General features: G+C 57.9%; 26 protein-coding genes and 1 other RNA gene. 14 read left to right on the forward strand and 13 right to left on the reverse strand.

The features are described from left to right. The first annotated feature begins 59 nt into the window (after nt 1-59). From H4N61_RS01605 to H4N61_RS01620, 4 genes are read left to right on the forward strand one after another with little or no spacing between them, the layout of a single operon-like run. Nucleotides 60-536: a DUF805 domain-containing protein gene (locus tag H4N61_RS01605; RefSeq protein WP_169196612.1), complete on the forward strand. Its 477-nt coding sequence runs from the start codon at nt 60-62 to the stop codon at nt 534-536. Nucleotides 537-585: 49 nt separating this feature from the next. Beyond that, on the forward strand, nt 586-1,743 hold the full coding sequence (dapE, locus tag H4N61_RS01610; RefSeq protein WP_169196613.1) for a succinyl-diaminopimelate desuccinylase: 1,158 nt from the start codon (nt 586-588) through the stop codon (nt 1,741-1,743). Next, nucleotides 1,740-2,282 (forward strand): hypothetical protein, encoded by a 543-nt coding sequence (locus H4N61_RS01615; RefSeq protein WP_169196614.1) that lies wholly within the window; start codon nt 1,740-1,742, stop codon nt 2,280-2,282. Before dapE ends, H4N61_RS01615 begins: the two co-directional genes overlap by 4 nt. 14 nt (nt 2,283-2,296) lie before the next feature. Further along, entirely contained in the window at nt 2,297-2,860 is a 564-nt protein-coding gene (locus H4N61_RS01620) for a hypothetical protein (RefSeq protein ID WP_169196615.1), read from the forward strand. On the opposite strand, the gene truA is transcribed toward H4N61_RS01620, so the two are convergent. From truA to def, 3 genes are all read right to left on the reverse strand, one after another. After that, a complete protein-coding gene (truA, locus tag H4N61_RS01625; protein WP_169196616.1) occupies nt 2,861-3,598 on the reverse strand; it encodes a tRNA pseudouridine(38-40) synthase TruA in 738 nt (245 codons plus the stop codon). Then, nucleotides 3,598-4,521: a methionyl-tRNA formyltransferase gene (fmt, locus tag H4N61_RS01630; protein ID WP_182394799.1), complete on the reverse strand. Its 924-nt coding sequence runs from the start codon at nt 4,519-4,521 to the stop codon at nt 3,598-3,600. The genes truA and fmt overlap by 1 nt, the downstream gene beginning before the upstream one ends. Nucleotides 4,522-4,592: 71 nt before the next feature. Then, nucleotides 4,593-5,108: a peptide deformylase gene (gene def / locus H4N61_RS01635; RefSeq protein ID WP_182394800.1), complete on the reverse strand. Its 516-nt coding sequence runs from the start codon at nt 5,106-5,108 to the stop codon at nt 4,593-4,595. A 121-nt stretch (nt 5,109-5,229) separates the two neighbouring features. On the opposite strand from def, the gene rmuC reads away from it, so the two are divergent. Both rmuC and H4N61_RS01645 read left to right on the forward strand, forming a co-directional pair. Continuing rightward, nucleotides 5,230-6,654 (forward strand): DNA recombination protein RmuC, encoded by a 1,425-nt coding sequence (gene rmuC / locus H4N61_RS01640; protein ID WP_182394801.1) that lies wholly within the window; start codon nt 5,230-5,232, stop codon nt 6,652-6,654. A 115-nt stretch (nt 6,655-6,769) separates the two neighbouring features. After that, entirely contained in the window at nt 6,770-7,240 is a 471-nt protein-coding gene (locus tag H4N61_RS01645) for a hypothetical protein (protein ID WP_169196619.1), read from the forward strand. Nucleotides 7,241-7,250: 10 nt separating this feature from the next. Here the strand turns inward: H4N61_RS01645 and recR are convergent, their stop codons facing one another. From recR to ffs, 4 genes are all read right to left on the reverse strand, one after another. Beyond that, complete coding sequence (recR, locus tag H4N61_RS01650) at nt 7,251-7,850, reverse strand: recombination mediator RecR (protein ID WP_169196620.1); 600 nt, start codon at nt 7,848-7,850, stop codon at nt 7,251-7,253. Between the two features lie 100 nt (nt 7,851-7,950). After that, a complete protein-coding gene (locus H4N61_RS01655; RefSeq protein WP_169196621.1) occupies nt 7,951-8,274 on the reverse strand; it encodes a YbaB/EbfC family nucleoid-associated protein in 324 nt (107 codons plus the stop codon). After that, nucleotides 8,271-10,040, reverse strand: a complete 1,770-nt coding sequence (locus H4N61_RS01660) for a DNA polymerase III subunit gamma/tau (protein WP_169196622.1) — start codon at nt 10,038-10,040, stop codon at nt 8,271-8,273. Before H4N61_RS01660 ends, H4N61_RS01655 begins: the two co-directional genes overlap by 4 nt. 128 nt (nt 10,041-10,168) lie before the next feature. Further along, an RNA gene (gene ffs / locus H4N61_RS01665) (signal recognition particle sRNA small type) lies at nt 10,169-10,267 on the reverse strand. Between the two features lie 117 nt (nt 10,268-10,384). Between ffs and H4N61_RS01670 the strand changes: the two genes are divergently transcribed. Beyond that, nucleotides 10,385-12,001: an FAD/NAD(P)-binding protein gene (locus tag H4N61_RS01670; protein WP_169196623.1), complete on the forward strand. Its 1,617-nt coding sequence runs from the start codon at nt 10,385-10,387 to the stop codon at nt 11,999-12,001. Here H4N61_RS01670 and H4N61_RS01675 read toward each other — a convergent pair. Continuing rightward, nucleotides 11,998-12,750: a M15 family metallopeptidase gene (locus tag H4N61_RS01675; RefSeq protein ID WP_169196624.1), complete on the reverse strand. Its 753-nt coding sequence runs from the start codon at nt 12,748-12,750 to the stop codon at nt 11,998-12,000. The two genes, H4N61_RS01670 and H4N61_RS01675, sit on opposite strands and share 4 nt — an antisense overlap. A 167-nt stretch (nt 12,751-12,917) precedes the next feature. On the opposite strand from H4N61_RS01675, the gene H4N61_RS01680 reads away from it, so the two are divergent. The 3 genes from H4N61_RS01680 (at nt 12,918) to H4N61_RS01690 (ending at nt 17,957) form a co-directional block, all read left to right on the forward strand. Next, entirely contained in the window at nt 12,918-13,763 is an 846-nt protein-coding gene (locus tag H4N61_RS01680) for an LOG family protein (protein WP_248306091.1), read from the forward strand. A gap of 29 nt (nt 13,764-13,792) precedes the next feature. Then, nucleotides 13,793-15,253, forward strand: coding sequence for a Si-specific NAD(P)(+) transhydrogenase (gene sthA, locus H4N61_RS01685; protein WP_169196626.1), 1,461 nt, complete (start codon nt 13,793-13,795; stop codon nt 15,251-15,253). 295 nt (nt 15,254-15,548) lie between these two features. Then, nucleotides 15,549-17,957, forward strand: coding sequence for a membrane-bound PQQ-dependent dehydrogenase, glucose/quinate/shikimate family (locus H4N61_RS01690; protein WP_182394802.1), 2,409 nt, complete (start codon nt 15,549-15,551; stop codon nt 17,955-17,957). Between the two features lie 54 nt (nt 17,958-18,011). Here the strand turns inward: H4N61_RS01690 and H4N61_RS01695 are convergent, their stop codons facing one another. Beyond that, nucleotides 18,012-19,757: a PAS-domain containing protein gene (locus H4N61_RS01695; RefSeq protein ID WP_182394803.1), complete on the reverse strand. Its 1,746-nt coding sequence runs from the start codon at nt 19,755-19,757 to the stop codon at nt 18,012-18,014. A 25-nt stretch (nt 19,758-19,782) separates the two neighbouring features. Here H4N61_RS01695 and mscL point away from each other — a divergent pair, with 25 nt between their 5' ends. After that, entirely contained in the window at nt 19,783-20,220 is a 438-nt protein-coding gene (gene mscL / locus H4N61_RS01700; protein ID WP_169196629.1) for a large conductance mechanosensitive channel protein MscL, read from the forward strand. A 130-nt stretch (nt 20,221-20,350) separates the two neighbouring features. Then, a complete protein-coding gene (locus H4N61_RS01705; RefSeq protein WP_182394804.1) occupies nt 20,351-20,659 on the forward strand; it encodes a hypothetical protein in 309 nt (102 codons plus the stop codon). 51 nt (nt 20,660-20,710) lie between these two features. On the opposite strand, the gene H4N61_RS01710 is transcribed toward H4N61_RS01705, so the two are convergent. Continuing rightward, nucleotides 20,711-21,376: an OmpA family protein gene (locus tag H4N61_RS01710; RefSeq protein WP_169196631.1), complete on the reverse strand. Its 666-nt coding sequence runs from the start codon at nt 21,374-21,376 to the stop codon at nt 20,711-20,713. 108 nt (nt 21,377-21,484) lie between these two features. Further along, a complete protein-coding gene (locus H4N61_RS01715; RefSeq protein WP_169196632.1) occupies nt 21,485-22,252 on the reverse strand; it encodes an SDR family oxidoreductase in 768 nt (255 codons plus the stop codon). Between the two features lie 353 nt (nt 22,253-22,605). Here H4N61_RS01715 and hemA point away from each other — a divergent pair, with 353 nt between their 5' ends. After that, on the forward strand, nt 22,606-23,886 hold the full coding sequence (gene hemA, locus H4N61_RS01720) for a 5-aminolevulinate synthase (protein WP_169196633.1): 1,281 nt from the start codon (nt 22,606-22,608) through the stop codon (nt 23,884-23,886). Between the two features lie 297 nt (nt 23,887-24,183). Here hemA and H4N61_RS01725 read toward each other — a convergent pair whose 3' ends face one another. Next, entirely contained in the window at nt 24,184-24,537 is a 354-nt protein-coding gene (locus H4N61_RS01725; RefSeq protein ID WP_169196634.1) for a VOC family protein, read from the reverse strand. Between the two features lie 63 nt (nt 24,538-24,600). After that, nucleotides 24,601-25,236, reverse strand: a complete 636-nt coding sequence (locus H4N61_RS01730) for a LuxR C-terminal-related transcriptional regulator (protein WP_169196635.1) — start codon at nt 25,234-25,236, stop codon at nt 24,601-24,603. A 326-nt stretch (nt 25,237-25,562) separates the two neighbouring features. Here H4N61_RS01730 and H4N61_RS01735 point away from each other — a divergent pair, with 326 nt between their 5' ends. Continuing rightward, on the forward strand, nt 25,563-25,952 hold the full coding sequence (locus tag H4N61_RS01735) for a PRC-barrel domain-containing protein (RefSeq protein WP_169196636.1): 390 nt from the start codon (nt 25,563-25,565) through the stop codon (nt 25,950-25,952). Nucleotides 25,953-25,998: the final 46 nt, after the last annotated feature.

The raw sequence follows: 25,998 nt of genomic DNA on the forward strand, positions 1-25,998 counted from the left end.
GAGTTTTCGTCGGCGTCCTATCCTCACCTGTCGGATCGATTCCGATGTGGAGGGGAAATATGGACAGTTTGAAGTCCTTGCTGTTGACCACAGACGGGCGCATTTCGCGCAAACAGTGGTGGATCGGCGTATTGTGCCTGTTCGTTGTCTCGATTGTCGCATCATTAGTTTTGGGAATTTTGGCTGGAGGCAACACCACTGCCGTGGCCTGGTTCGCTGTGCTGATCAATCTTGCCTTGCTCTACCCGACTTATTGCATTGGCCTAAAACGCCGTCACGATCGCAATAACGACGGGAAAGATGTTCTCATTCTTCTCGGGGGCAGCGTCGTCATCAATCTTTTGCAAGCCAGCGCCATTGGAGCGACCGCCATCACAGAAAATGGGCTGACCTATATGGTCCCCCCAATGTGGATGAGTGTCCTCGTTCTCGTCTTTGCGGTTTTTGCGATCTACATGTTCATCCAGCTCGGTTTTCTAAAGGGCTCCCACGGCACCAATAATTATGGCGCTGATCCGGTGAATGCTGCAGCGTGAAATAGCGTCTGGCATTGTCAAATCTCGAAGTGGTCGATACCCATTGGGTATGACCACTTCTTACGCCCAATCGCTTCTTCATGCCCTCGTGTCCTGCCCTTCGGTAACGCCGACAGAAGCAGGCGTTCTTGATTTGCTGGACGCTGAGCTGACCAAGCTCGGCTTCACGGTAACGCGCCTTAAATTTGAGGGCGACGGCTCCTATCTCGTCGACAATATTTTTGCGACGCGCGGTGCGGCGGGCCGGACATTGCTTTTTGGTGGCCACACCGATGTTGTGCCGCCGGGCGATTTAGCTTTCTGGACCTCTGATCCGTTTGTGCCGCGAATTGCTGACGGCAAAATGTTTGGCCGTGGCACTGCGGATATGAAGTCGGGTGTTGCAGCCTTTGTTGCTGCTTGCGCGACAATCCCGGCGGATGCGGGGATCATCCAGCTCGCCATTACCAATGACGAAGAAGCCGACAGCATAAACGGCACCGAGAAGATTTGCCGCTGGATGGCGGATAACGGTCACCGCTTCGATTTCGCCATTGTCGGTGAGCCGAGCTCCACCGAAACCTTGGGCGATAGCATCAAGATCGGTCGTCGCGGCTCGTTCTCGGGCAAGATCACCGTCACCGGCACGCAGGGCCACGTTGCCTATCCGCATAAGGCCAACAATCCGCTGCCGGTGCTGGCCGCTGTGACGACTGCCATTTCAACAACCAAGCTCGATGAGGCGACGGAGCACTTCCCGGCTTCGAACCTCGAAGTAACGACAATCGACGTCGGCAACCCGACATCCAATGTCATTCCGATGAGCGGCTCGCTCCGCTTTAATATCCGCTACAACGATCTCTGGACGCCGGAAAAGCTCGCTCTTTGGATCAAGGAGCGCATTGCATCCGTCGACGCCAAGGGCACCAGAATCGACTTTGACATTGTCGGCACTCCGTCGCGGTCGTTCCTTTCGCCTTTGAGTGATGACGTCCAGACGCTGACATCCGTCCTGTCCGAGCGGTCCGGCAAGGTGACTGAGCTGTCCACTGGCGGTGGCACGTCTGATGCACGCTTTATCGCCGACTATGGTCCGGTGGTGGAATGTGGTCTGGTTGGCCCTTCAATGCACAAGGCAGATGAGCATATGGCGCTGGCCGACCTCGAAGGGCTGACGGAAATTTACGCCGAGTTCATGACCCGTTTCTTCGCGAGCTCCTCACGATGAGAACTATTGCGGCACTGCGCTACGCTTTTGCAGGCTGGAAGCTGATCCTGCGCAACAAACGCGAAGGGCTGGAGCAGTTCCAACTCTCTGCCGCAGGGCTGTTCACAGCGATCGTGCTGTTTTACGCGGTTGTGTTTCTCGTCGTTATGCTGGCCTCGATGCAAATGGGTGTGCCGACGCCAGAGAGTTTTATCGAGATATTCTTTATCCAGACCATATGGTTGGCGGCCTTGCTGATCGGAGTGTGGAGCACGCGCTTTGCCGTTTCCGGGCCAATCTGGCGCCCGGATATTTATGTCCCGGGCGTTTATGCGCTGATCTTCTACCTCTTCGTGGGCACGGTTGTGACCATGATTAGCCCGGCTCTCATGCCCATTCTTTGGCTTGGGCTGGCCTATATGCTCTACGCTTTGGGGCGTGTCGGGGCAGGATTTCAGCGCGGCGTTTCAGCCGCATTTGCAATCCTAACAGTTGTGCTCCTTGTCGGGGTGCCTCAGACACTCTACATGCTTGCTGCGTCCACCCTTTCTGCTGTCTGACGAGTTGAACCGCATTGGCCCAGTCGTTCCCGAGTTTTTTCGCCGAAGCCGCTAGTGCCGCAAAAGGGACATGGGCCCTTGTTCTGGGTAGGCGCGACGCTGCGCAATACTATGACTTCTCGACCAAAGGTCTCGTCGGCAGCCTGATTGCCGTGCTGCTGGCCATGATTCTGGCTGGGTTTGGCCCGATGCTGCTGGGCTTTAGCACTCCGGCAGGCGCACCGACGCAAACCGTGGTGATGAACCTAGCGCTGTTTGGCGCACAGGCGCTAACAGCCTCGATGGTCCTGCGTCAGATCAAGCGCCAAGACGCATTTATTCCGTACCTTGTTGCCAGCAATTGGATCACGCTGGTCTCGGGGGCGCTGCTATTGGTTTCGGTCTTGTTCAACGAGGCCGGACTAATTGTCCTGCTCGCGGTGGCCATCGCGGCGATTGTGACGTTCGTCAACATTGGCCGACACATCATGACCCTGCGCGGCTGGCAGATTGCTTTGCTGTTTATTTCGCAGGCGGTGGGTGTGTTTCTGGCAATGGGCGTCATCGCCCTTGTACTACCCGTCCCAACCGCCGGCTAATCAGTAGTCAACGCCGACAAAGTAGAGACCCGTTGATGGCGCCATGGCGCCGCAGCGGGTGCGGTCGGCTGCGTCAAGCGCCGCACGGAAATCCGCTGGCGTCCACTTGCCTTCGCCCACCATTTTGAGCGAACCCACCATCGAGCGGACCTGATGGTGCAGGAAGCTGCGGGCGCTCGCCGTAACCGAGATATACTCGTCATCGCCCGTGACGTTGAGCTCATCGAGGGAGCGCATGGGCGATTTTGCCTGACACTCGGACGAGCGGAAGGTGGTGAAATCGTGAAGGCCCAAAATGAGTTGGGCCGCTTCGTGCATCGTGGTGACATCAAGCGGCTTGGGCACATGCCAGACCTGATTGAGCTCCAGCGCGGGAGGAGCGCGGCGCGTGAGGATGCGATATTCGTAGTGGCGGGCTTTGGCCGAAAACCGTGCCTCGAACGTGTCCGGAACAGCTTCACACTCAACGATCACCACACGATGCTTGCGCATGTGATAATTCATCGCCTCGCGAATACGGAACGGGTCCCATTCCTTCGACAGATTGATATGGGCGACCTGACCAAGGGCGTGCACACCGGCATCGGTGCGCCCAGCGGCTTGGCTGTTGACCGTTTCGCCTGAGAATTTCAGGACAGCTTCTTCCAACACTTGCTGAACGCTGATCTGGTTCTTCTGACGCTGCCAGCCGTAAAAGGCGGTGCCGTCATATTCGATGGTGAACTTATAGCGTGGCATTAGCCGACCATCTCAGGGAGTGTGCCTGCGCCGCGTAGGAAAGTGGCGGCGTCCATAGCGCCCTTGCCTTCGCGCTGAACTTGCGTGAGGCGCACAGAGCCCTCGCCACAGGCAATAACGAGTTCTCCGCCAAGGAAGGCGCCCGGCGCCCCAGAACCGGTCTCCAGCTGCGAGCGGAGGGCTTTAACGCGATAGGTTTTACCGCTGAGGGTCATCTCAAACCAAGCGCCGGGGAAGGGCGAAAGACCACGAATGGTGTTGTGGACCGCTTCCGCCGATTGGGTGAAATCGAGTTTGGCTTCAGCCTTGTCGATCTTGGCGGCGTAGGTGACGCCTTCCGCTGGCTGAGGCGTAAAATCGAGGCTGCCGCGTTCAAGCGCAGCCAGTGCGCGACCCATAAGGTCAGCGCCGACACGCATCATATTGTCGTGCAGCTCGCCCGCCGTCATGGTCGGGGTGATGGGGACGATCTCGGTGGGGCCCATGTCACCAGTATCGAGGCCTTCGTCCATCTGCATGACAACAATGCCAGTTTGCTTGTCGCCCGACATGATAGCGCGCTGCATCGGCGCGGCACCGCGCCAGCGTGGCAGGAGGGAGCCGTGAAGGTTCAAGCAGCCGTATTCCGGCGCTTCCAGAACCGCCTTGGGCAGCAGCAGACCATAGGCCACAACAATTGCGACCTCCGCCTCTAGGGATGCGAAAGTGGCTTGTTCTTCTTCGCTTTTCAGCGACTTCGGTGTGAAGACAGGAATGCCAAAGGCTTCAGCGGCCTTGTGAACCGGGCTTTTGCGTTCGGCCTGGCCACGGCCCGCGGGCTTTGGCGCGCGCGTGTAAACAGCGACAACCTCATGCCCTGCCGAAACAATTTCGGTCAGCGTTGGGACAGAAAATTCGGGCGTGCCCATGAAAACGATACGCATGGCCAAGTGCCTCTTTTAATATTGTCCCAACGGAAAAGGAGAGGGGCCGGAGCCCCTCAATCCAAATTGGCTTAGCGCGCAGACAGGCGGGCTTGCTTGTCGAACTTCTTGATGACGCGATCGCGCTTCAAGCGGCTCAGATAGTCGATGTAAAGAACGCCATCGAGGTGGTCGAGTTCGTGCTGAATGCAGACGGCCAACTTGCCATCGGCATCGACAGTGATCTCTTCGCCTTCAAGATTGGTGTACTTTACGGTCACCGTGCTGGGGCGTTCTACTTCGTAATAGAGTTCAGGGATCGAGAGGCAACCCTCTTCAGTCACCTGAATTTCCTCACCAAATTGGGTGATCTCTGGGTTGATCATGACATGGGGCGCAGGCTCATCGCCTTCGTTGGCCACGTCGATCACAACGATACGCTTCATGACGCCGATCTGTGGCGCGGCCAAGCCAATGCCTGGCGCGGCATACATGGTTTCCAGCATGTCTGCTGCCAGCGTTTTGATCTCGTCATCGATCTCAACGATCGGGTCGCAAACAGCGCGCAGGCGCGCATCGGGAATGATCAAAATGGGGCGGATAGCCATGGCAGAAGGTCCGGCAATGGAAGGATTGTCATGGATATGGCGATTTCCGGGCTCTTGGTCAACCTTAGTGGTGTCACACGAGAACATTTTGCGAACGAAAGAATCGGATTAGGATTGGTCCATGAGCGATCTCGACCAAATTCTTTTTACTCTCGGCAGCTTGCCGATTTCCATTGGCGTCACCCTCGTGGGCGTGTTGGCATTGGCGCTGCTGATCGCGCTTATTGCTGTGATGTCCAGCAATCGTGGCACCCTAGAGCGCGCCGAAATGCAGGCGGCGCAGAATTTAGAGAGCGTACGCTCGGGGCTTAACGATCAGATTTTGCAGCGTGATTCCCGCTTGCGCGAGATCGAGGGGCAGCTTCAGCACGAGCGCGAGCGCGCGACCGAGCAGATGTTTTCCGAGCGGGATCGTGCGGCCGACATGCAGGCGGAACTGGCGGCAATGCGCACGCGGCTTGATGAACAGGCCCGTAATCACGCCACGGAGCTGAAGCGCTTCACCGAAGCCCGCCAGCAGATGACGGATGAGTTCAAGGCCATCGCGGGTGACGTGATGCGCACCCATAGCGAGACCTTTACCAAGCAGAATCGCGAACAGGTCGATGTCCTCCTGAAACCCCTTCAGGAGAAAATAACTGAATTCCATCAAGGGCTTATCAGGGATCGATCGGCAATGTCCGAGCAGATTCGGGCTCTGTCGGAGAGCAATCTCCAGATCACCACCGAAGCGCAGAACCTGACGCGTGCGCTTAAGGGTAGTTCGCAGACGCAAGGCGCGTGGGGAGAAATGATCCTCTCCACAATTCTTGAACAGTCCGGCCTGCGTGAGGGTGAGCAGTATTTCACCCAGCAGAGCCACACGATTGAGGATAATCAGCGCCTGCGCACAGACGTCGAAATCCGCATGCCCAATGGCGATGTGCTGGTGATCGATAGCAAGGTGTCCCTCACTGCTTTTGAATCCTTCGTCAATTCGCCCGAAGACGAGCGAGAAACATACCTCCGAGCGCATATCCATTCGGTCCGGACGCACATTACCACGCTGGGCGCCAAGGGGTATAACCGGGCCGCAAAGTCTAGTCTGGACTACGTAATGATGTTTGTGCCGATTGAATCGGCGCTGGCGACGGCCATTCAGCACGACGCCAAATTGGTCGAATTTGGCATGTCCAAGGGCGTCATGCTGACGACCCCGACAACGCTGATGACCGTGTTGCGCACGGTGCGCAATGTTTGGGACATCGAAAAGCGCCACCAGAACGCCGAGGAAATCGCTGAACGCGCTGGCAAACTCTATGAAAAGGTTGCCGGATTCCTCTCGAGCATGGATCAGGTCGAAAAGGGCCTCAACACCGCACAAGCCAACTTCGCCAAGGCCAAGGACCAGCTGTCGTCCGGTCGCGGCAATGTCGTTCGGCAGATAGAGCAGTTGCGGGATTTGGGAGCAAAGACCAGCAAATCGCTTCCCCCTGGGTGGGAAGGACGGGACGATGATGCTCCCGTGCTGAAGTTGGTCAACGACGAACCTCTTGATTTGAATTAAGGTTTGGGCCCCGTCGAAAGCGGGGCCTTTACTTATCACATTTGAGAATAGCGACGAACCACGGACCGCTATGATCCGTTCCTAGCCGACAGCACACGCTGAATGGGAGAAGGAAATGGTACGTCAGCACGATAACCCTGGTCACCTCCTGCCGCAGGACGTGATGGAAGATGGCACCGATCAGCCGGGAATTGCCCACCCTTATAGCCAGAATGAAATCGACGATTTGCTTTATGGATCAGATCGTTCGGTCGAAGAGCGGGTCGAGCGGCTGCGCGAAATTCGCGATGAAATGGCTATGCGCGAAAGCGGCGATTTTGGTGGCGGTGATCCTCAATCGCTGGTTGATGAACTCGATAGCGCTATTTCGGCGCTGACCGGCGATTTGGAAGATGCGGAGGACTATCCCGATATCACTGGCGCTGTCTCATCAGACCCGGCCGATCATCTCGATGCCCTATCGCCCGACGATGTCGATGCGCGAGACGCCTTGATCGGCGAAGAAGAGCTTTATGGCGACGACGATGGGCCGGTCGATGACGAGCACAGTTGGAATGGGTCGGACGAATTCCGTCCCCATATCTGATTGAAATCGCTCAGATTTCGGTGCGAGCGCGCAGCGCTTGGCTGAGCGTGCCTTCGTCGAGATAGTCCAACTCGCCACCGATGGGCACGCCGTGGGCGAGGCGGGTGATGCGAATGCCTGTGTTGAGCAGGTGATCGGTGATGTAGTGGGCTGTGGTTTGGCCTTCGACGGTCGCGTTCATGGCCAGCACCATCTCGGAATATTCCGGTGCGCGGGCGATCAGGGCGTCGAGATTGAGGTCTTCCGGGCCAACGCCATCCAGCGCCGAGAGCACACCACCGAGGACGTGATAGCGAACCTGCCCAACGCCTGCGCGCTCCAGCGCCCAGAGGTCGCCAACATCTTGAACGACAATTAAAATCCCGCTTTGACCGCGTTTTGGGTCAGAACAGATCGTGCATGGGGCTTTGGTATCGACATTGCCGCAGACCTCGCAGGTGCAGACGGCTGCGACGGCGCGATCAAGCGCGGCTGACAGCGGGATCATCAGCTGTTCTTTTTTCTTGATCATCTGCAAAACGGCGCGGCGGGCCGAACGCGGTCCCAACCCCGGCAGACGTGCCAAGAGCAGAATTAGTTGCTCAATTTCCGGTCCGCCGGTGGTTGCCATTTATGGGCCTTTTTGGGGCATCTGGCTGGCACTTATGGGCCCCACGAGGGGCACAAGGCTGGCGCAGTGGGGCCAATGATGGCCCGAGAATAATTGAGACCTAGAACGGCAGCTTCATGCCTGGAGGCAGGGGCAGGCCAGCGGTGACTTCAGCCATTTTGCGCTGTGTTTCCGCTTCGCTCTTGCCGCGCGCATCGTTGAACGCCGCCAACACGAGGTCTTCGAGAACTTCCACTTCCGCAGGATTGGCCAGCGATGGGTCGATCTTGATCGACTTCATCTCGCCCTTGCCCGAAAGAGCAACGGTGACCATGCCGCCGCCGGCGCGACCTTCGACAACCAGTTCAGCGAGCTCGTTCTGCATGGTTTCCATCTTGGCCTTCATTTCACTGGCGGCCTTCATCATTCCCATGATGTCTTTCATTCGTCGTCCTCTTCGAGTGGGGCTTGCGCTACTTCTTCTTCTGCAACAACGGCGTCTTCACGCACGGTCACGTTCACAAGTTTTGCGCCCGGAAATGCTTCAAAGATCGCTTTGACCACCGGGTCGTCATGCGCCTCGGCGGTTGCGGCATCTTTTTTCTTCTGAACTTCTTGCCGGATGGTCAGACCTTCCGGCGCCTTGGTCGAAACCATGACCAGCCAACGCTGGCCGGTCCATGTCTGCAAGCGGGCAGACAATGTACCGATAATCGCTGGGTCTGCGCCCGGTTCCAAAGCGACCTCGATGCGGCCTTGTTCAAAGGACACGGGACGCATCTGGCTTTCGAGCGCGAGCTTGGTCAGCACATCGCGCTTTGCCGAGGCCAAGGAGATAATATCACGATAGCTCGAGATGGTAGCAAAGGCCGGTGCGACTTCAGCACGCGGTTGCGTGGAAACTTGCGCCATAGGTTGCTGCGCGACCAGTTGCGGAGCATTGACGCGCATGGCGGTTGCGCCGCCGCCGCCAGAACCAGACGGGCCGCTTGGAATGCGCGGAGGCATGGACTGGCCGCCACCACCGTTACCGTTGCCAGCTGGGAAACCGCCCTGCGTGATCTTGGCGATCACCTCATCTGGGCTTGGCAGGTCTGCGGCGTAAGCGAGGCGAATGAGGGTCATCTCAGCCGCTTGCAAAGCATTGCCCGCGCGGCCGGTTTCTTCATTACCCTTAAAGAGGATCTGCCAAGCGCGGGTGAGGGCGCGCATGGTGAGACGGGAGGCAAGGTCTTGGCCGCGATTGCGCTCGTCCGGCGTCAGCGAGGCGTCTTCGCCTGCGGCGGGGACGACTTTGATGCGGGTGACGAGATGGGTGAACTCCGCCAAGTCCGAGAGCATGGTCTGCGGATCGGCACCGAGATCATAAAGCTCGCGCAAAGTGGTGAGGGCTTCGCCAATCCGACCGCCCATCAAATCTTCGAAGAGATCAATGATGCGGGCGCGGTCGCCAAGGCCAAGCATGGCTTTGACGGTCGAGGAGGTGACGGTGCCATTGCCGTGGGCGATCGCCTGATCGAGCAGGGAAAGACTATCACGAGCCGAGCCTTCGCCGGCGCGCACGATCATAGCCAAAGCGTCAGTTTCGAAACTGATGCCTTCCTTATCGAGAATAGTCTCGAGATACTCGGACATGATCTCCGCCGGAATGCGGCGCAGATCGAAACGCTGGCAGCGCGACAGAATGGTGATCGGAACCTTGCGGATTTCCGTCGTCGCGAAAATGAATTTGACGTATGGCGGCGGCTCTTCGAGCGTTTTCAGCAGCCCGTTAAAGGCCGCTGTCGAGAGCATGTGCACTTCGTCGATGACGTAGACTTTGTAGGGAGCCGAGCTCGGGCCGTATTTGACCGAGTCGATAATCTCACGAATGTCGCCAATGCCGGTATTAGAGGCCGCGTCCATTTCGATCACGTCGACATGGCGGCCTTCAATAATCGCGCGGCAGTGCACGCCCTCTTTGCTGAGGTCCAGCTGGGGGTGGCGACCGTTCTCGTCTTCATAATTGAAGGCGCGGGCCAGAATACGCGCGGTTGTGGTTTTGCCCACGCCGCGCACACCCGTCATGATGAAGGCGTGGTGGATACGGTTTTGCGCAAAGGCATTGCCCAGCGTCTGCACCATCGCGTCTTGACCCACGAGGGTCGAGAAATCGGTGGGGCGATATTTGCGGGCGAGGACGAGGTAGGGCGAGGTCTTGGTTTCAGCCATTGAGCCCGTCCAATCGCATATCGGGGAATCTGCCTTGGTTCATTCTCTGAACATAGGACATGGAAAGCCATCCCGCAAAAGCCTCTTGGCCAATTGGGGACGAAAAAGCTCGATACGAACAGAGAAGTGAGTAGGAGGTTGGACATCGACCCGTGAGGATCTCACCTGGGCTGCTTCCTTCCGGACCTGACCCGATCGACGAGGAACACGTCCGCGCCAACCTCCCGAAGCGCTATATGCGGAGTAATCGCGGAAGATGCAAGGGGTTGATCAACTTCGTCCCAAGCGGAAACCAATCGGCCGCAGCAGGGTTTAGATCAAACGAGGTTTGACAAGGCAGATGAATGCCCCCGCATATTGCGATTATTGGTACGGGCCCGACCGGGATTTATACATTCAAGCATTTGGTCGACGCAGGCGGTGTGGGAGCCATCACGCTTTTTGAAAAGGGGCGGGAGGCCGGTGTTGGCATGCCCTATTCGCCACAGACGGCCGATCGCACCATGCTGGCCAATATCGCCAGTATCGAAATTCCTGCCATTGAGATGACCTATCTCGACTTTCTGAGGTCGCTGCCACACGAGGTTTTGCGCGATTATGGCGTTGATCCGGTTGCGCTTGATGATCGGGCGTTTACGCCACGCGTGTTGCTGGGGCGGTTCTTTCGTCACCAATTTCTGAAGCTCGTCGAAACGGCCGAGGACCGGGGCATTCTGGTGAGTGTTTCGGAAAACACGGAAATTATCGATGTCGAACGGGACGAGGGGCTGTTTTATCTCGTCGCGGGAGAGGGCCAAAGATTTGGGCCTTTTGAGCGGGTCGTGGTTGCGACAGGGCATGAGTTTGAGCCCGACGATGATCTTTCGGATGGTTATTTTCCGAACCCTTGGTCGGGTTTGTTGAGTGCTGACATTCCCGCCGTCCGCGTCGGCATTATGGGGACCTCACTGTCGTCCATTGATGCGGCCATGGCGGTGGTGACCCAGCACGGGCGTTTTATCCGGGATGAGGACGTGTTGCGCTTTGAGCTCAATGAGGGCTCGCCCCTGCGCATCACGCTGATGTCGCGCCATGGGATTTTGCCGGAGGCGGATTTTTATTGCCCCATTCCCTATGAGGATTTGCGGTTTTTGACCCCAGCTGCGCTGGAAGAATGTGCGCATAGCGAGCACGTGCTCGACGACGCCTTTGCCTTGTTTGCGCAGGAGCTGGGGGAGGCAGACCCGGGCTATGCAAGTGCGATTGGGCTGGTTGACCTGACGGCCGACAGTTTCGCTGACGCTTATTTTGCCCAACGTCTCGCGGCGGACCCGTTTCGCTGGGCGCGCGAAAACCTGGCTGAAGTGGAACGCAATAAGCAGAACCGCGTCACGGTGGCGTGGCGCTATGCGCTTTTACGGATGCACGAGAAAGTTGAGACGCTGGTGCCTGAGTTTTCGGAAGCTGAAGCCGAGCGGTTTGCCCAAGGGCTCAAGCGGGTCTTTATCGATAACTATGCGGCAGTCCCCTCGGAATCCATACGACGCCTTCTGGCCCTGCGGGACGCAGGGGTGTTGGAGGTGGTCGCTTTGGGCGAGGACTACCAGCTCGACCACGGCGAACACGGGACGACGATTGTAACCGACAGCGAGACGCTGGAGTTTGCGGTTTTCATCGATGCGCGCGGGCAAAAGGCGCTGGAAACCGGGCATCTGAAATTCCCGACGCTGCGCAAGGAATTGCTCGCGGTTGGGCAGGATGTTCCGCAGGTGGCGGAGGATTATTCGCTTCTGAGCCCGGTCAAGGATCATCGTCGGCTCTATCTCGCCGCGATCCCCTACTTGATGCACGAGCGGCCTTTTGCGCAGGGCATTGTGGTGTCCGACGACATTGGCGAGACTATTGCCAAGGCTATCGCGCAAAGCGCAGAGGCTGGCTTGGACAGTCAGAAACGCCGTCGGCCAGCCTATGCTGCACGTTAAGGCGCGGTGACGGGGAAATCGAAATAGGTGTCGGGGAAAGGTTCGTTCGCGAGCGTGTAGTGCCACCATTCTTCGGCATAGGGTTTGAAACCGTGGCGTTCGAGCAAGGTTTTGAGTTTGTCACGATTGGCGGTGGCAAGCTCTGAAATGCCCGATGCGCCGTGGTGGGACATCTCGTCAAAGCAATCATAGCCGGAACCGAAGTCCAAAACGCCATCGTCAAAGCGCTCTGGGAGGATGCAATCGACAAGGGGCTGCTCGGGCGTATAGGGCATGGATGGAGCGCCATCGAGCGACTGGATGGTGAGATCGACCGTGCTGCCGCGACTGTGGCCGGATTTTTCGGCGATATAGCCGAGGTCAAACAGCGTGGACTTAGCAACGCGCACGTAAAATTCGCCTTGCATGGCCAGATCATCAATGTCGCGGGCCCAAGAGGCGAAATCGGCAACGGCCTGCGCCGGGCGATAGCAATCATAAACCCGGATGGCGAGGTTTTCGGTGGCCAGCTCGGCGGCGGCGGCCTTCAGCGCAGCGGCAGCCTGTTGGGTGAGAATGCACTCGGGCGCTTGATAGCCGGTGATTGGGCGGCCGGCAAAGTTATGCGCGCCAGCATAACGCATGTCTTGAGCTATTTCGGGGGCATATTGGGAGAGGTAGACGAAGTCTTTTGGCAGTGCTTCGTTGGCAAAGGAAGACGTAGAGACAATGCTTGAGAGGAGGAAAAGAGAAATAGATTTTCGGTGCATTTGTATAATAATTCTCAGATATTATGTGCTTTGAATACCTTGCATGAACTCGGTTGAGCCTTCGGTAATAACGGGGTCTCTTTTGGCTTCAAATCGCCTTGCTCATGCTGATTGACGCGTCTATCCACTCAGATTGTAGTCTGACGAACCCAAAGAGGAAATCTCTCTTGGCCAAACGCCGCCATCCGACGCCTTTACGCACCTCCAGCGAGGATATTGCAGCCTCGCGCAAGGCCCCCGATACCGCTCAAACGCGTAGTCCGACCTATCGTCTGGCCTTTGCCGACGACGAATTCATGACGTCTGAAGACACGCGGGGCATTCGCTTCCAACTGGAATACCTCAAGCCAGAATGGCGACTGCGCGAACAGGGGATCAACTCCACCGTGGTCTTGTTCGGCGGGGCGCGTATTCCTGAGCCGGGCAAGCCGGCATGGGCCGCTAAGAACGAGGTGCAGAAGAAGAACCTTGAGGCCGCCTCGCGCTATTACGAGGAAGCGCGCCATTTTGCTCAGCTCGCGTCCAAGACCGCAGCAACGCTCGACTACAAGGAATTTGTGGTGACGACGGGCGGTGGTCCGGGCGTCATGGAGGCGGGCAATCGCGGCGCTGACGATGTTGGCGCACCCTCAATCGGGCTCAATATCGTTTTGCCGCATGAGCAAGCGCCGAACACCTATGTGACGCCAGAACTGGCGTTCAACTTCCACTATTTCGCCACGCGCAAAATTCACTTCCTGCTGCGCGCCAAGGCGGTGGCCGTGTTTCCCGGTGGGTTCGGGACGCTAGATGAGTTCTTTGAAACCCTGACGCTCATCCAGACCGGACGGATGGACAAAGTGCCCGTGCTGCTGTTCGGGCGCGAGTTTTGGACCAAGGTGATCAACCTTGAGGCCCTGGCCGAAGCCGGGACGATTTCGCCATCCGACCCAGACTTATTCACGGTGGTTGATACTGCCGAGGAGGGCTGGGCCGTCGTCTGCCAACACTACAATCTGCCTCAACCGACTTAAATCTCCTCCCCATCAGCACAGGACGCGCCGTGGAAAAGTTTGATCTTGTCGTCATTGGTTCCGGTCCCGCAGGGCGTCGCGCTGCGATCCAAGCTGCAAAGCTAGGGCGCTCTGTGCTGGTGGTGGAAAATCGGCTGAGGTTGGGGGGCGTGTCCGTGCATACGGGCACTATTCCCTCCAAGACGCTGCGCGAGACGGTACTCAATCTCTCCGGTTGGCGTGAGCGCGGCTTTTACGGCATGTCTTACCGCGTCAAGAAAGAGATCGACGGCAAAGATTTGACGGCGCGTCTGCGCAAAACGCTCGATTATGAAATCGAAGTGCTCGAGCATCAGTTTGCCCGCAATGGCGTACGCACGTTCGGTGGTATCGCCCGGTTTGCCGATGAGCACACCATTGTGGTCACTGATCACGACGGCGAAGATCATCGTTATGGGTTTGATTTTGCGGTGATTGCGGTGGGCACGGCCCCCTATCGTCCGGCCAATATCGAATTTGATCACCACACCATTGTCGATAGTGACGCAATGGTCAGCGAAATTCGCGTGCCGCGCAGTCTCACTGTTGTCGGGGCCGGGGTGATCGGCATTGAATATGCCACGATTTTCTCGGCGCTCGACGTACCTGTGACCATTGTCGAGCCGCGCGAAAACTTCTTGGACTTTATTGATCGCGAGATCATCGAAGAGTTTACCCATGACCTGCGCCAGCGCGGCGTCGCTATGCGTCTCGGTTCGCCTGTGACCAAGGTGGAAAAGGACAATATGGGGCAGGCGGTGGCAACGCTGGGCGATGGGCGACAAGTGCGCTCGGACATGTTGCTTTATGCAGCCGGGCGGGTCGGGGCGACGGCGGATCTGGGGCTCGAAAGCTGTGGTGTCGTGCCGGATAGCCGCGGGCGGCTGGCGGTTAATCCCGATACGCTGCAAACTCAGGTGCCCCATATTTATGCCGCGGGCGATGTCATTGGCTTTCCCGCGCTCGCTTCAACTTCGATGGAGCAGGGGCGGCTCGCGGCCTTGCACGCCTTTAAAGCGCAAGTGCCCAAGAAGCAGGAGAGCTTTCCCTATGGCATTTATGCCGTGCCAGAAATCTCAACGGTTGGCCTAACCGAAGCGCAGGTGCGCGAGCAAAAGATCCCCTATGAATGCGGCATAGCTCGTTTCCGCGAAACCTCGCGCGGGCACATCATGGGGCTGCAATCGGGCATGATGAAGCTCATTGTTTCGCTCGAAAACCGCAAGCTTCTGGGCGTTCATATTGTGGGCGAAGGGGCGACCGAGCTGATCCACATCGGGCAGGCGGTGATCAATCTGGGGGCGCCGCTCGATTATCTGGTCGAGGCCACCTTCAATTATCCGACGCTGGCGGAGGCCTATAAGATCGCCGCGCTCGATGCGTGGAACCGCATGCCACAAGTGGTGCCAGTGGCACCCGTGGCCGACAAGGCGACGCCCACACCTGAGGCCAATCCGGACAATGCCAATTAAGCGCCTCTAACGGCTAAACGAGGTGCAGGAGGGTGGCTTCAATCCAGCCGTCAATGTGACGGATTGGGCACATGTATACTTGTCCCTGCGACATTGTTGCCTAGGACACAATTTTTCGATACTCCATTGCGACTAGGCATGGGGCGACCCATGGCTCTGGGAGGGTAATTTCACGAAAACACGGCAAGCGTTGGTGTGCAATTGCGTGCACATTCGTGCCTCCCAGAAAGCCAAGCCTACGGCAAAAGACCAAGCGCCAAGACCGTGGACGCAAGGCTTATGGGAGTGAACTTCAATGGTTGATCAGGGTGCGGAGCACAAGCCGCACATCGTTGCGAAGTGCCTGATGTGGCTCTTCGCTGTTGTGCTGGGCGTCATCGGGCTGATCTATGTCGGCGCTGGTGCTTACCTCGCGAGCCTGGGTGGCTCGATTTATTACGTGGTCGCAGGCGCATTGTTCGTCGTCGCGGCCCATTTTCTGTTCCACGGAAAGCGTCTCGGCGCGTGGATTTTCGGCGGTGCCCTGGCCCTTTCGGTTATTTGGGCCTTGTGGGAAGTGGGCTTTGATTGGTGGGCACTGATGCCACGCCTGCTGATCCCAGTTGCCTTCGGGATTTGGCTGCTGATGCCTTGGGCGCAGACCGCGCTTAAGGGCAAGCTGGGCTTTGCCGCCCGCGTTCCAGCTGGGGCCGCAGGCCTGATTGCTGCTGGTACTGTGGTTTCGGTTGGTCTTGGCGCAGGGCTCTTTGCGGTGAATGCGCCGAACCTGCCGCAGGACCCAAGGTTCCAGACCGGCATGGGGGCATTCCCTGTTGCAGCCAATGGTGGCGCAGCCTCCGGGCAGACTGGCGAAGACTGGCCATATTTTGGTGGCGATCAGGGCCAGCAGAAATACTCGCCGCTTGACCAGATCAACCTCTCGAACGTCTCCAAGCTGCAAGTGGCTTGGGAAATGCCGGTTGGCAAGCGTCCGGCCAACAACGCTATGCCGATCAAGATCGATGACACGATCTATATCTGTAACGGCAATAGCGAACTGTTCAGCCTCGATGCGCGCACTGGCGCTGAAAACTGGACTTTTGACGCCTCTGAAGGTCATGGCAGCACCTGCCGTGGCGTGACCTATTACAAGGCCCCGGGCCTGAGCGGCGAATGCGCTGAGCGTATTATCGCCGGCACCGGTTCTGCCAAGCTTGTGGCGCTTGACGCCAAGACCGGCGAGGCCTGTTCGGACTTCGGTAATGCCGGTTTTGTCGACCTGCTCGTTGGCATGGAAGACCATGAAGGCAAGATCATCGGCGGTTACTACAAGGTCACCTCCGCTCCGACCTTTGTGCGTGGCAAGGTGGTTGTTGGCGGTTGGGTGACTGACGGTCAGTACTGGGGCGAAGCCTCTGGTGTTATCCGCGCCTTTGACGCGGTAACGGGTGATATGTCCTGGGCTTGGGACATGGGTCGTCCGGATGAGCCGGGCCAGCCACCAAATGGCGAAAGCTTTACCGTTGCAACTCCGAACAGCTGGGCTCCGGCCGCAGCGGACGAAAAACTCGGTCTTGTCTACCTGCCGACCGGCAATGCGACCCCAGACTTCTACGGCGCGCAGCGTCGTGAGTTTGACGACAAGTACAGCTCTTCGGTTGTGGCGCTCGACGCGACCACTGGCCGTGTTCAGTGGTCCTTCCAGACCAAGCATCACGACATTTGGGACCATGACATTGCGTCCCCACCGACACTGATCGATCTGCCAGATTCCAACGGCGCTCTGCGTCAGGCTCTGATTCAGGCGACCAAGGCTGGTGAAGTTTTCGTTCTCGATCGTAGGACCGGCGAGCCGATCTTTGACGTGACCGAAACCCCAATGCCGCAGACCGGCGGTGTGCCGGAAGAACGTATCTCCCCAACCCAGCCCTATTCCAACTCTCTGCCGTCCTTCCGTGGCGCAGATCTGACGGAAGCGGATATGTGGGGCGTATCGCCTTTCGATCAGCTCTACTGCCGCATCATGTTCAAGCAGGCGCGCTACGAAGGCAATAATACCCCTCCGGGTCTGACCCCTTCGATCCAGTCGCCGAGCACCTTTGGCTCGATCAACTGGGGCGGCGTTTCGGTCGATCCGATCAATGGCGTGATGCTGGTCAACAACAACCGTTTTGCCAGCTACATCAAGCTGCTCGACCGCGAAACGGCTGACGGGATGGGCATTGAGCCACAGGGCGAATGGGGTGACCCGCGCGAAGTGGGTGGCGTCGTGGCGCAGAAGTTCGTGCCTTACGCAGCCTTCCCACAGTTCTGGCTGACCGCGCTTGGCGTGCCGTGCATTGATCCGCCATATGGCTATATCAGTGCTGTTGACCTCAATACCGGTAAGCTGTTGTGGAGCAACACCTTTGGTTCGTCCAAGGGCCAGGGCGCATTGGGCATCAAGGTGCCGTTTGAACTGCCAATGGGCACTCCAACACACGGCGGCTCGATGATTACTGCTGGTGGTCTGGGCTTCATCTCGGCGGCTTCGGACAATATCTTCCGCGCCTATGATCTCAAGACCGGTGAAGTTGTTTGGCAGTATGAACTGCCAGCCGCTGGTGGCGCGCCGATCAGCTACACGCTGGATGGCGAACAATACATCACCATTATGGCCGGTGGTCAGGGTGCGATCCAATCGCGCTACTCGACCAAGATGGTCTCGTTCAAGCTGCCAAGCTAAGAACGCCAACCCATGACATGAGAAGGCCGGGTGCTTGCGCCCGGCCTTTTCGTTTTAGTGGCTGCGTTGATTGCCGAGATTGGAAATCGTCGCGCGCAGCGCTGCGGGTTTGACCGGCTTTGTCACCACGGCAATGCCGCGCTCTTCGGCAATGGCGCGGACCTGCGGGCTGCGGTCGGCGGTGACGAGGGCGGCGGGCAAGTGGCCGCCGAGGTTGTGGCGGAGCCATTCGATCGCGTCGAGCCCGGAGGTTTGATCGAGGTGATAATCCATCAACACCAGATCAGGGTACCAGCCCTCCAAGAGCCCCTCTTTGTCGATCTGCTTGAGCGACAAGGCGGAGCGGACTTGACAACCCCAATTGGTAAGAAGGCCTTCCATGGCTTCGATGATGTCGCGTTCATTGTCGACGCAGAGAACTTTTAGGTTCAGCACACCGATGGTGGCTTCTGGGGTCTCGCGCTTGAGACTGATGGTGCCGCGCAGTGGGCGCGCAACAGGCAGATAGATGGAAAAGCGCGAGCCGCGACCTTCCTTGCTGTCGAGTTCCAGAGTGAGATCGGCGGCGGTGACGAGGCGCTGGACGATGGAGAGGCCGAGACCCAAGCCCTGGGCCATGCGCGCGCCCTTTTCTAGGCGTGAGAACTCGGCGAACACGAGCTTGAACTGGTCCTTATTAAATCCGATGCCGGTGTCGATGACATCAATGCGCCAGCGATTGCCGCGACGGCGCAGGCCGACCAGAACCTTGCCTCCGACCGGGGTGTATTTGATGGCATTGGACACCAGATTTTGCACGATGCGGCCAACGATGGAGCGGTCGGCCAAAACCGTGGCTTTGGTTTTGACAATGCGCAGCGAGATCGAGCGTTCGCGCGCCATGGGGGCGAACTCGACCTCGATCTTTTTCAAAATGTCCTGCGCGGCCAATTGGGTCGGCGCGAGGTGAAGCGCCCCGCTATCAATGCGGGAGATATCGAGGAGCGCCGACATAATGTCTTCAACGGCAGTGAGCGAGGCTTCAATGGAATTCGCCAGCTCAGCGAAATCAGTTGTTTTGGCGCGCTCGATCAGGGTCGATGTGTAGAGGCGGGCGGCGTTGAGCGGCTGCAGCAGATCGTGACTGGCGGCTGCGAGAAAGCGCGTCTTGTCGTGGTTAGCAGCATCGGCCTTGTGGCGGGCCTTTTCGAGCTCAAGATTGACCTGTTTGAGCGCGGCAGTGCGATCTTCAACGCGCTTTTCGAGGGTCTGGTTGATCTGCTCATATTGCTGCTCAGCGCTGATGCGAGCGGTCACGTCAGAGAAACTGATGACCATCCCGCCCTCAGGCAGTCGGGCCGTATAAAACTCCATGGTCTGACCAAAACTGGTCATGCGCTGGGTGACGGTCTGCGGCTGCGAGGTGAGCAGCGCGATACGGTCTTGCGCGCGGGTTTTGGCGTCGCCGGGCCCGAAGTCGCCACGCTTGGCCAAGAACAGCACAATGTCCTCCAACGGCACGCCAGCCTCGGTCAGTGCCGGAGGCAGCGACAGCATGGAATTGTAGCGGTGGTTGGAGAAGGTCAGCTTGAGCGCGCTATCAAACACAGCAACGCCTTGCGGGATGTGATCCATGGCAAGGTGCAGGGCAGTATCGAGGTTGGTAGAGCGAGCAGTCATGGGAGCCAATGGTCTTGGAACAGCGATCAGTGTGGCTTCCTTATCAGCTGCGCACACCAAGTTCACAAGTCGCCATTCTGCCCATTGCAATAGCGACAAAACCTCGGCAATGCTGGCGGAATAGGCCAGAACAACCGCCATTAGCGGTCATTTCAGAGGGTTTGCCATGAGCGTATTCAAGGAATTCCGCGACTTTGCCATTAAGGGCAACATGATCGATCTCGCCATCGGTGTGATTATCGGTGCTGCCTTCGGCGCCATCGTCTCATCGATCGTCGACGACGTGTTTATGCCTCTGATCGGTCTGATCATCGGCGGTATCGACTTTTCGAACCTGTTTATCGTCTTGTCGAACCCCAATAATATCGCGGTGCCATCGATCACTGCTGCCAAGGAAGCGGGCATTGCCACGCTCAACATCGGCCTGTTTATCAATGCGGTGGTGAAGTTCACCATCATCGCCTTTGTGCTGTTCATGGTTGTGAAGGGCATCAATGCGCTCAAGCGCGACGCGGCCAAGGAGCCAGTTGAATCCACTCCAGCGCCAAGCGCTGAACAGGTATTGCTCACCGAAATTCGCGACGCATTGCGCGCCAAAAACTAAGTTCGGTCGATTACATTTTAATCGGAAAGGTCGGCGTTTCGCCGGCCTTTTTTGTTGGGCGGGTTGGGCAAGGCGCGGAACCGGCATTGGCACCAAGCATTGAAGGGCCTCAGCACCAACTGAGGAGACAATGATGGTCGACCCCCGCAAACCAGAACCAGCCGATGCTCGGGTGGACTATGTGCTCGACGAAAATGCCTCGCGGATCGAGTTGGAGCCAGCAACGCCGATCAAGGCGGCTGATGGTATTGAAGCCAGTGTCGGTGCGACCGGACCAACCAACTGGGCGCTTTATGGCTTGATTGCTCTCGCGGTGATCATTGGCATTTTGGCCGTGTTGCAGGTTTTCTCAGGCGCGCCGGGCACGGATATGCAACCGGGCAGCCCAACATCGGCGCCTGTGGTTGAGACACCGGCAACGGCACCCGCTCCGCAATAAAAAACGCGGCCCGAAAGCCGCGTTTCAAATCGTCTATCGCTAAAGCAGTGCTTAGCCGCGAATTGGCGAAAGCTGAATTTCGACGCGGCGGTTCTGCGCGCGACCGCTTTCGGTTGCGTTCGAGGCGATTGGCGATGCCGAACCCTTGCCCTCGATATAGAAGCGACCCTGATTGACGCCCTGGCTCGACAGAATGGTGGCGACGGAAACCGCGCGACGCTGGCTGAGCGAGAGATTGTGCTCGTTCGAGCCGGTGGAGTCGGTGTGGCCGTATACGTCGACGATGGTCTTTTCGAACTTGCGCAGCACAAGACCAACCGAGACCAACGTCTGGTTGAACTGCGGCTGAACCGTCGACTGATCGGTCGCGAAAGTGATGTTGGCAGGCATGTTGAGGATGATCTGGTCGCCAACGCGGGTGACCGAAACGCCGGTGCCCTGCAGCTGCGCACGCAGTTCAGCTTCTTGCTGATCCATGTAATTGCCGATTGCTGCGCCGGTCAGGCCGCCAACGCCAGCACCGATCAACGCGCCAACGCGAGGATCGCCACCAACGGCAACGCCAACAAGCGCGCCAGCAATAGCACCGCCACCCGCGCCCAAAAGGCCGCCGCCAGCAGTGTTCGAAAGCTTACCCTGTCCGGTGAACGGATCAGTCGTCGTGCAGGCTGTCAGAGCAAGCGTTGCCGCGAGCACGACGAGGACCTTGGACTTCATGGTGATTCCCCCAAAAGGATTCCGGAGTGGACTTTTGTTCTGTGAATAAGGCAGGAGCGTGAAAGATGAGTGAAGGCGGCTGAACCCGTGATGAACGGGCTCTTGCGCCTAGGTGTGGGCCCAACCGCCATCGACGAGAAACTGCTGACCCGAAATCATGCGACTGTCCTCAGCGGCGAGGAATAGCGCCATGCGCGCGCAGTCGTCTGGCATGACCCGGCCGTTGAGTGCTTGTTGGGCTTGGATCGACGCAAGATCCTCTGGCGTCAGCCAAAGTTCGAGCTGGCGTTGGGTGACGACAGCACCGGGAACCAGCGAATTAACGCGAATGGCATCGCGGCCCAACTCGCGGGCCATGGCGCGTGTCAGGCCATGAATGGCTGCCTTGGCCGTTTCATAAACGGGAATGCCGGGGGTCAGGATCATCCAGCTGATCGAGCCGAAATTGATGATCGAGCCGCCGCCCGCCCGCTTCATGCCGGGGGCGACGGCCTGAATGGCGAAGAAGAAATGCTTGAGGTTTACCGCCATGCGGTCGTCCCAATACTCCGGCGTCACCTCACGCCAGTCGTGGCGCTGGTCATGACCGGCATTGTTGACTAGCACGCGCGCATCGCCATGAAGCTGGGCCAGATCGGCAATAGCGGCTTGGTAGGCGGTGGTGTCGGTGATGTCACACGCGATGAATTTAACCGTGTGACCTTCGGCGGTTAGCGCCGTCGCGAGCGCCTCTCCCTGCGCTTGGGCGATGTCGACAAATCCAACCTTTGCCCCTTGGCGTGCGAAATTGCGCACCAGCGCTTCGCCAATCCCAGACGCGCCTCCCGAAATAACAACAGCTTGGTCCCGTAAACTGGGATAATGCGCCTGCTCCATAAATGTCCTCCGCAGCGGCTGAGTGCTTTTCTCCTGCCTGAAAAGCTGAGAGCTCTTGTGACATTGTGCAGGCCAAGTCGGCAACTGTGATGGATTATAAGGGAACCACGCAACGGCGGGCAGCGCCTGCGCGTTACACTATTTCCGGTTCACAGAAGCGCTATAGATGTTGATTTTGGAGCAGCCCACTTTAGAATGAGTATAGCTTTTATGGCGCGGTTGGTGTCAGGAGGGCCCACTGCGAGCGCGTCGAATTGACCCATATCAATGCGGCGGAGCGAAGAATAACTACATCTTACGGTGCCTGGCGAGGCGTTGCCCCGACCCAGCGCATGCGCAAAGGAACGGCCCCAATGGACTATCGCGGTATTTTTGAAGATGCAGTGGACACGCTGCGGGCAGAGAAACGCTATCGTGTGTTTGCTGACCTTGAGCGCATTGCTGGGCAATTCCCGCGCGCCATCTACCGTGACGACAGCGACAACGCCCGCGAAATCACCATCTGGTGCTCCAACGATTACCTCGGCATGGGTCAGCACGAAAAAGTCGTGACTGCGATGCAGGAAACTGCCGGCAAGATGGGCGTTGGTGCTGGTGGCACGCGCAATATTTCGGGCACCAATCGCCCGCTGGTTGAGCTTGAGCGTTCGCTCGCCGACCTGCACCGCAAGGAAAGCGCCCTCGTCTTCACTTCCGGCTTTGTCTCGAACGAAGCCTCGATCTCGACCATTGCGCGGCTTTTGCCCGATTGCGTGATCTTCTCCGATCAGCTCAACCACGCCTCGATGATCCAGGGCGTGCGTCAGTCGGGCATGGAAAAGAAGATTTTCCGCCACAATGACGTAGCGCATTTGCGCGAACTGCTCAGCCAAGTGGACCGCAAGCGTCCCAAGCTGATCGTGTTTGAATCTGTCTATTCGATGGATGGTGACATTGCCCCGATCGCCGAGATCTGCGATCTCGCGGACGAATTTGGCGCGCTGACCTATATCGACGAAGTCCACGCCGTTGGCATGTATGGCCCGCGCGGCGGTGGCATTGCCGACCGCGACAATCTGATGGAACGCATCGACGTTATCGAAGGCACGCTGGCTAAGGGCTATGGCGTCATGGGCGGCTATATTGCGGCCAATAAGGCGATCATCGACGCGGTTCGCTCCTATGCGGCTGAGTTCATTTTCACCACCTCGCTCCCACCAGCGCTGTGCGCTGCGGCTCGCGCCTCAATTGAGCACCTCAAGGGCAATGGTGAAGAACGCGCGGCCCATCAGCGTCAGGCAGCCATGACCAAGCGCATTCTGGCGGAAGCCGGTCTGCCGGTCATGGAAACGCCGACCCATATCGTGCCGGTCATCGTCGGCGATGCGCGCGCTGTGAAGGCGGCAAGCGACATGATGCTGGAAAAGCACAATATCTATATTCAGCCGATCAACTACCCGACTGTTCCCAAGGGTACTGAGCGTCTGCGCATCACCCCAACGCCGCTGCACTCGGAGGAAATGATCCTTGAGCTGCGCGATGCATTGGTGTCGGTGTGGAAGGCGCTTGAGCTGCCGCTGGGCAAGCCAGAGACGGCAATCACGGCCAATAAACTGACCTCGGGCGATCTGACGCTGCCTAACCTTGGCGGCTAAGGATTAGGTCCAGGAATGATGAAGGGGACGCAGCGATGCGTACCTTTTTATTTGGGCCACGCGTCTTTACCGCAAGATCTGGTTTGTGTTGGGTTTTGTCCCGGTCGGTTCAATTGTAAGAAATTTTGGGCGATCAAACAGCGGTCATCGGCCTTGCCAGGCCGGTCAGACTGTCGTTTATGACGGCCAGGGAATTCTTGTCCTCGGGCACAGAATTTCGCCGCAGGGGGCACCTGCTGGCACTTCGGTGCCGCTCTAAAAGCGCGTCGACTTCGGTCGCGCGCTTTTTGTTTGGCGCTAGCGCAGCGCCGGGATGGGTTCCCACAGCTCGATCGGATTGCCTTCGGGGTCAACGATACGCGCGAAGCGACCCGTGTCCGGGCTGTCCCATTCTTCACGGCGCTCGACTACAATATCATTGCTCTCAAGGGCGGCGATGACGCCATCAAGATCATCGACCCGGAAATTGAGCATGAACGGTTTGTTCTGGTCGAAATAGGTGCTGGTCAGCTCGTAAGGCGCGAAGACGGTGGGGCCACCCTCTTGTTGCCAGAACTGGGAGATGCCCAAATTGGTTTCGTACCAGTCCGATAGGGCATCGGGATCTTTTGCGCGAAAAAAGACGCCGCCAATTCCTGTGACCCGAGCCATGAGCAGTCCTCCTGTGATGAAGCCATACCATCACGCAGTCCGGCTTCTGTCATCAGGCATTGTTCAGCTGGTTAATACGATGCGCATGAGGTCGGCGGTGTTGCGCGCGCCGAGCTTTTCCATGACGCGGGCGCGATGCACTTCAACCGTGCGTGGGGAAATGCCTAGCTCGCGCCCGGCTTCCTTGTTGGATTGACCATCGGTGATGAGCTGCAACACCTCACGCTCACGCGGGGTAAGCTGAGAGAACCCGCGCACCTCAACGCTGCGTCCGCCCGCCTGCATGGCCCCGACGTGAATGTCTTTGCGCAAGGCCTCACGGACGACGGAGAGCAGGTGCTCGGTATCGATGGGCTTGGTGATGACGTCGGTCGCGCCCATTTTCATGGCCGTAACGGCGAGATCAACATGCGGTCGGTCGGCCAGCATGATGACGGTGGCGCCCATGTGCTGCATCTTCACGCGGCGGAGGACGGAAAGACCATTATCCGCGCCAAGCTCGAGATTGACGACCATCACATCGACGCGTCGCCGTTCGAGCACCTGTTGGAAACTGCTTATGTCGAGCGAGAAGACGGTTTGGAAGCCCTCCAAACGAAAGAGCACGCTCAGCGCTTCACAGGTGCCGGGATCGCTGTCCACGATATGCACGAGCCGGTCGCGGTTGAGATAGGCGTGGTAGTACGGTTGCGTCGTCATCCAAACCCTCATCATCTGAGTACGTCGTGGACATGACGAGGAAGATCGTGCGCTGCCCAGAGGTCTCTGGCCAACGTGCCTCATCACTCATCCGTGAACTGTAGTTTGCACTAAGCAGTCGCGCCGTCCGATAGGGGTAGTACCTAAGTGCGACTGCGATTATGCTATTTTATTCTTTAGGATTTGCAAGTAAAAAGACATCATTCCTAGGAATGAAATCTTAAGTTCTTCTGTGTGCTGCGCGAGTAACAGCTCCGTTATCTGAGGAAACCCCTCGGGTGTTGAGCCGTTAGACCTTCATCGCAACACAAGAAGGAGCATCGAAAATGGCCTATGATGACGCCCGCGTCGCTACCGTCGACGTTAAGGAAACCCATGACCTCATCGCCTCCGACAAGGTTGAAGGCACCAAGGTTTACGACCTTGCTGGAGAACATATCGGCGCGGTCAACCGTCTCTTGATCGAAAAGCGCAGCGGTAAGGTTTCCTATGCCGTGCTGAGTTTTGGCGGTTTTTTGGGCCTCGGTGAGGACCACTACCCGCTGCCATGGGACAAGCTGAAATACGATGAAAGCCTTGGCGGCTATCGCGTTGATATAAGCAAGGACCAGCTGGAAGGCGCGCCGCGCTACAGCGACGATGAAGAAGCGTTCTGGCAGGAAAACAACGGTCGTCGTATCTACGACTACTATGGTGTGACGCCGTACTGGATCTAACCAGCCGCAGAAGTTTGTAAGGAAAGCCTCCTCTTCACTGAGGGGG

The sequence above is a fragment of the Devosia sp. MC521 genome (assembly GCF_014127105.1).
Classification (GTDB): Bacteria; Pseudomonadota; Alphaproteobacteria; order Rhizobiales; family Devosiaceae; genus Devosia.